Below are 5,803 nucleotides of genomic sequence, written 5' to 3'. Positions count from 1 at the left end.
AACACACGAACACCCCCGCCATTTCTGGCGGGGGTGTTTTGTATCGTTTCAGAGATACGTTTAGATGTCGTTCGCCAGGTCTGGCGGTGACCTACTCTCCCACGTCTTGAGACGCAGTACCATCGGCGCGGCGGCACTTAACGGCCGAGTTCGGGATGGGATCGGGTGTTTTGCTCGCGCTGTGACCACCAGACCGGGTGAACGACATCGTTTGACTATCCGCGTTTCGTACGCTGTTGGTCATGCAGCTTCGATCTCGAGCCAGTTTGCTTCTGGATCGGATCAAGCCTGTCGGGCAATTAGTACCGGTCAACTGAACGCATTGCTGCGCTTACATCTCCGGCCTATCGACGTGGTGGTCTACCACGGCCCTCAAGGGATACCTTGTTTCGAGGGGGGCTTCCCGCTTAGATGCCTTCAGCGGTTATCCTGTCCGTTCATAGCTACCCAGCACTGCCATTGGCATGACAACTGGTCCACCAGTGGAACGTTCACCCCGGTCCTCTCGTACTAGGGGCAACTCCTCTCAAGTATCCTACACCCACGGCAGATAGGGACCGAACTGTCTCACGACGTTCTAAACCCAGCTCACGTACCTCTTTAAACGGCGAACAGCCGTACCCTTGGGACCTGCTCCAGCCCCAGGATGAGATGAGCCGACATCGAGGTGCCAAACGGTGCCGTCGATATGGACTCTTGGGCACCATCAGCCTGTTATCCCCGGCGTACCTTTTATCCGTTGAGCGATGGCCCTTCCACGCGGGACCACCGGATCACTATGGCCGTCTTTCGACTCTGCTCGACTTGTCAGTCTCGCAGTCAGGCTGGCTTCTGCCATTGCACTCAACGAGCGATTTCCGACCGCTCTGAGCCAACCTTCGCACGCCTCCGTTACTCTTTGGGAGGCGACCGCCCCAGTCAAACTACCCACCACACAGGGTCCCGGATCCGGATGACGGACCGCGGTTAGACATCAAGCAAGGCAAGGGTGGTATCTCAAGGATGGCTCCACAGGAACTGGCGTCCCTGCTTCGAAGCCTACCACCTATCCTGCACATGCCTGGCCTGATGCCAGTGTGAAGCTGTAGTAAAGGTGCACGGGGTCTTTCCGTCTGACCGCGGGAAGCCTGCATCTTGACAGGCAATTCAATTTCGCTGAGTCGATGTTGGAGACAGCGGGGAAGTCGTTACGCCATTCGTGCAGGTCGGAACTTACCCGACAAGGAATTTCGCTACCTTAGGACCGTTATAGTTACGGCCGCCGTTTACCGGGGCTTCAATTCAATGCTTGCACATCTCCTTTTAACCTTCCGGCACCGGGCAGGCGTCAGACCCTATACGTCGTCTTGCGACTTCGCAGAGCCCTGTGTTTTTAGTAAACAGTCGCCACCCCCTGGTTTGTGCCCCCCGCCGACAGTTGCCTGCCAACGGGGCCTCCTTCTCGCGAACTTACGGAGGTATTTTGCCGAGTTCCTTCAACATCGTTCTCTCAAGCGCCTTGGTATTCTCTACCAGTCCACCTGTGTCGGTTTAGGGTACGATCTAACAGAGGGGCTATTTCCAGGAACCGCTCAGCAGCCCGGCCAATCCGATAAGGCCGAACTACACCCGCGATCCGTCACCACCTCATGGCCCAGGAATATTAACCTGGTTCCCATCGACTACGCCTTTCGGCCTCGCCTTAGGGGTCGGCTTACCCTGCTCAGATTAGCTTTAAGCAGGAACCCTTGGACTTTCGGCGACAGGGTCTCTCACCCTGTTTGTCGCTACTCATGTCATCATTCTCGCTAGTGATCTCTCCACCGGATCGCTCACGCGCCGGCTTCACAGAAAGCCTCAATCCTCCAATACGGGACGAACCCGCAAAAGAGGAACGAGACCATGTCACACTACGCTCCGCTACCACTGCTTGCGCAGTCCTGAGCTTCGGCTCGTGGCTTGAGCCCCGTTACATCTTCGCCGCAAGACAGCTTGTTTAGACCAGTGAGCTGTTACGCTATCTTTAAAGGATGGCTGCTTCTAAGCCAACCTCCTGGTTGTTTTGGCCGTCTCACATGCTTTCCCACTTAGCCACGAATTAGGGGCCTTAGCTGCAGGTCAGGGTTGTTTCCCTCTCCACGACGGACGTTAGCACCCGCCGTGTGTCTGCCGGACAGTACTCTCGGGTATTCGGAGTTTGGTTAGGATCAGTAAGCCTGTGGGGCCCCATTACCCATCCAGTGCTCTACCCCCCGAGGTATTCATCCGACGCTCTACCTAAATAGATTTCGCGGAGAACCAGCTATCTCCGAGTTTGATTGGCCTTTCACCCCTAGGCACAATTCATCCCGACCTTTTTCAACAGGTGTGGGTTCGGACCTCCAACAAGTGTTACCTTGTCTTCATCCTGATCATGCCTAGATCACTCGGTTTCGGGTCTGATCCCACGAACTCATGCGCCCTATTAAGACTCGCTTTCGCTGCGCCTACACCTAACGGCTTAAGCTCGCTCGTGAGACCAAGTCGATGACCCATTATACAAAAGGTACGCCGTCAGGGCTCAAGGCCCCTCCGACTGCTTGTAGGCGTTCGGTTTCAGGTACTGTTTCACTCCCCTCGTCGGGGTGCTTTTCACCTTTCCCTCACGGTACTGGTTCGCTATCGGTCAGTAAGGAGTACTTAGCCTTCGAGGGTGGTCCCCCGATCTTCAGACAGGATTTCACGTGTCCCGCCCTACTTGATACGTCCGATCGTGCTTCCCGTACGGGGCTGTCACCCGCTATGGCCGACCTTTCCAGATCGTTCCGGTCACATTCTCGGCTCGGCTGGTCCCCGTTCGCTCGCCGCTACTGGGGGAGTCTCAATTGATGTCCTTTCCTCCGGGTACTTAGATGTTTCAGTTCCCCGGGTTTGCTCTTTCAACCCTATGTATTCAGATCGAAAGTACCTGGTCCACAACGCTATCCAAAGACCCGAAGGCCCAAAGATAACGAAGTCTCAGGTGGGTTGCCCCATTCGGAAATCGAGGGGTCGAAGCCTATTCTCGGCTCACCCTCGCTTATCGCAGAGTATCACGTCCTTCATCGCCTCTTACTGCCAAGGCATCCACCAAACGCCCTTATCGCGCTTGATCCGATCCAGGAGAAGACTGGCTCCTCCAACGGCCCGGCCGACCTTTTGCAACAGGCCGGACCTGGGATCGAAGCATACATTTCCCGCGTCCCCGGCTGGTTCGCCCGGGGACACGCGCCATTCCCGAAGGAACGGCTTTTGGTCAGTGTACTTGACTTGGATAGTCACATGCCGCGCGGTCGAACCGCAGATCATGGGCGCACTGCCCCGATCAGCATGATAACTGATGTGTATCTCTATAAACGATATCAATGTCGTCCGACTGGACGGGACAGCCCCCGAGGGCTGTCCGATACAGTCGATGCGATGGAAAGGAAAAGGGGGTTGGTGGAGCCTATCGGGATCGAACCGATGACCCCCTGCTTGCAAAGCAGGTGCTCTCCCAGCTGAGCTAAGGCCCCCAAGCCGGATCGCTCCCGGCGGGCGCGCCCAGCCAATTCGCCTGCCGCGCAACATTCGCCGCGCGAATGACGTTGGTGGGTCGAGGAGGACTTGAACCTCCGACCTCACGCTTATCAGGCGTGCGCTCTAACCACCTGAGCTACCGACCCAGTGGATCCTGCATTCGCAAGATCCGCGTCGCCCGGCAGTCGTTTGCAGGGCAAACGACGAGAGGGCAGTTGCCCACCGCGCGATAATACGAACCGGCGGCCCGTATAACCATGTCTGAAGGGATATGAGGACGGCCAGGTTCTTGTGTGCCGCGCCTGAGTGGCGCGACTGCTAAGTGTTCCACGAGACCGGACAGGTCCGGCCTGCAAGGAACATCCTTAGAAAGGAGGTGATCCAGCCGCAGGTTCCCCTACGGCTACCTTGTTACGACTTCACCCCAGTCGCTGAGCTCACCGTGGTCCGCTGCCTCCTGTAAACAGGTTGGCGCACGGCCTTCGGGTGAACCCAACTCCCATGGTGTGACGGGCGGTGTGTACAAGGCCCGGGAACGTATTCACCGCGGCATGCTGTTCCGCGATTACTAGCGATTCCGACTTCATGCCCTCGAGTTGCAGAGGACAATCCGAACTGAGACATCTTTTGGGGATTAACCCACTGTAGATGCCATTGTAGCACGTGTGTAGCCCAACCCGTAAGGGCCATGAGGACTTGACGTCATCCACACCTTCCTCCCGCTTATCACGGGCAGTTCCCCTAGAGTGCCCAACCAAATGATGGCAACTAAGGGTGTGGGTTGCGCTCGTTGCCGGACTTAACCGAACATCTCACGACACGAGCTGACGACAGCCATGCAGCACCTGTGCTGGATCCAGCCGAACTGACGTAACGGTCTCCCGATACTACGATCCACATGTCAAGGGTTGGTAAGGTTCTGCGCGTTGCTTCGAATTAAACCACATGCTCCACCGCTTGTGCGGGCCCCCGTCAATTCCTTTGAGTTTTAATCTTGCGACCGTACTCCCCAGGCGGAATGCTTAATCCGTTAGGTGTGACACCGAACAGCATGCTGCCCGACGTCTGGCATTCATCGTTTACGGTGTGGACTACCAGGGTATCTAATCCTGTTTGCTCCCCACACTTTCGCACCTCAGCGTCAGTATCTGGCCAGTGAGCCGCCTTCGCCACTGGTGTTCCTCCGAATATCTACGAATTCCACCTCTACACTCGGAATTCCACTCACCTCTCCAGAACTCAAGACTAACAGTTTTAAGGGCAGTTCCGGGGTTGAGCCCCGGGATTTCACCCCTAACTTGCTAATCCGCCTACGCGCGCTTTACGCCCAGTAATTCCGAACAACGCTAGTCCCCTCCGTATTACCGCGGCTGCTGGCACGGAGTTAGCCGGGACTTCTTTACCGGGTACAGTCATTATCTTCCCCGGCGAAAGAGCTTTACGATCCTAAGACCTTCGTCACTCACGCGGCATGGCTAGATCAGGCTTGCGCCCATTGTCTAAGATTCCCCACTGCTGCCTCCCGTAGGAGTCTGGGCCGTGTCTCAGTCCCAGTGTTGCTGATCATCCTCTCAAACCAGCTATAGATCGTAGACTTGGTAGGCCATTACCCCACCAACTATCTAATCTAACGCGGGCCGATCCTTCTCCGATAAATCTTTCCCCCTGAGGGCGTATAAGGCATTACCCTCCGTTTCCAGAGACTATTCCTTAGAGAAGGGCACGTTCCCACGCGTTACTAACCCGTCCGCCGCTCACCCCGAAGGGCGCGCTCGACTTGCATGTGTTAGGCCTGCCGCCAGCGTTCGTTCTGAGCCAGGATCAAACTCTCAAGTTGAAACGCATCGCTGCGTATCCTTGACGTTCGAAACCCCTGCACATCCCACCGACGCAATAACGCCGATGGACTTCCGTCCCGACCGACAACAACATGATGAACATGCAACCATCGGCAGGAACGGTGAAGCTGACCTTCCATCATCGCGCCAGGCCGAAACCCGGAACTAGGAAGTCGATATACAGGAGCCGATCCATCGAAACGAACCAGACCGCCCGCATATCCCTTCAGAAACCAATCATGTCAAAAAGCACCGAAACCCAAAACAAACAACCGCGCCTCAACGCGACCGCCCGCCTCGGATCCCGAAATTCCGTCCCGATCCCCAAACCGAACAACGAGCCAGATCAACCAACCCGCCGCCAGCCCCGGAAGACCGCCCCAACCGCGCCTCAGCGCCGCCGGTGAAGCGCTATCTACGGACCACCAACCAAACCCGCAAGAGGGAAA

At 56.5% G+C, this 5,803-nt stretch carries 2 tRNA genes and 3 rRNA genes; all 5 read right to left on the bottom strand.

Annotation, left to right across the window (positions count from 1 at the left end):
• Window positions 1–78: 78 nt before the first annotated feature.
• Window positions 79–193, bottom strand: a 5S ribosomal RNA gene (gene rrf / locus E2L08_RS16540).
• Between the two features lie 85 nt (window positions 194–278).
• Window positions 279–3,112, bottom strand: a 23S ribosomal RNA gene (locus tag E2L08_RS16535).
• A gap of 324 nt (window positions 3,113–3,436) precedes the next feature.
• A tRNA-Ala gene (locus E2L08_RS16530) sits at window positions 3,437–3,512 on the bottom strand.
• Between the two features lie 73 nt (window positions 3,513–3,585).
• Window positions 3,586–3,662: transfer RNA gene (locus E2L08_RS16525), tRNA-Ile, on the bottom strand.
• 223 nt (window positions 3,663–3,885) lie between these two features.
• Window positions 3,886–5,353: ribosomal RNA gene (locus E2L08_RS16520) — 16S ribosomal RNA — on the bottom strand.
• The 16S, 23S and 5S rRNA genes sit together here with 2 tRNA genes alongside, the layout of an rRNA operon.
• Between the last annotated feature and the right edge of the window lie 450 nt (window positions 5,354–5,803).

Origin of the sequence: Palleronia sediminis, assembly GCF_004358695.1 — a bacterium.
In the GTDB taxonomy this organism is placed as follows: domain Bacteria; phylum Pseudomonadota; class Alphaproteobacteria; order Rhodobacterales; family Rhodobacteraceae; genus Palleronia; species Palleronia sediminis.
Note: the sequence above shows the minus strand (reverse complement) of the source record. Positions and strands in the feature narration are given on the sequence as shown.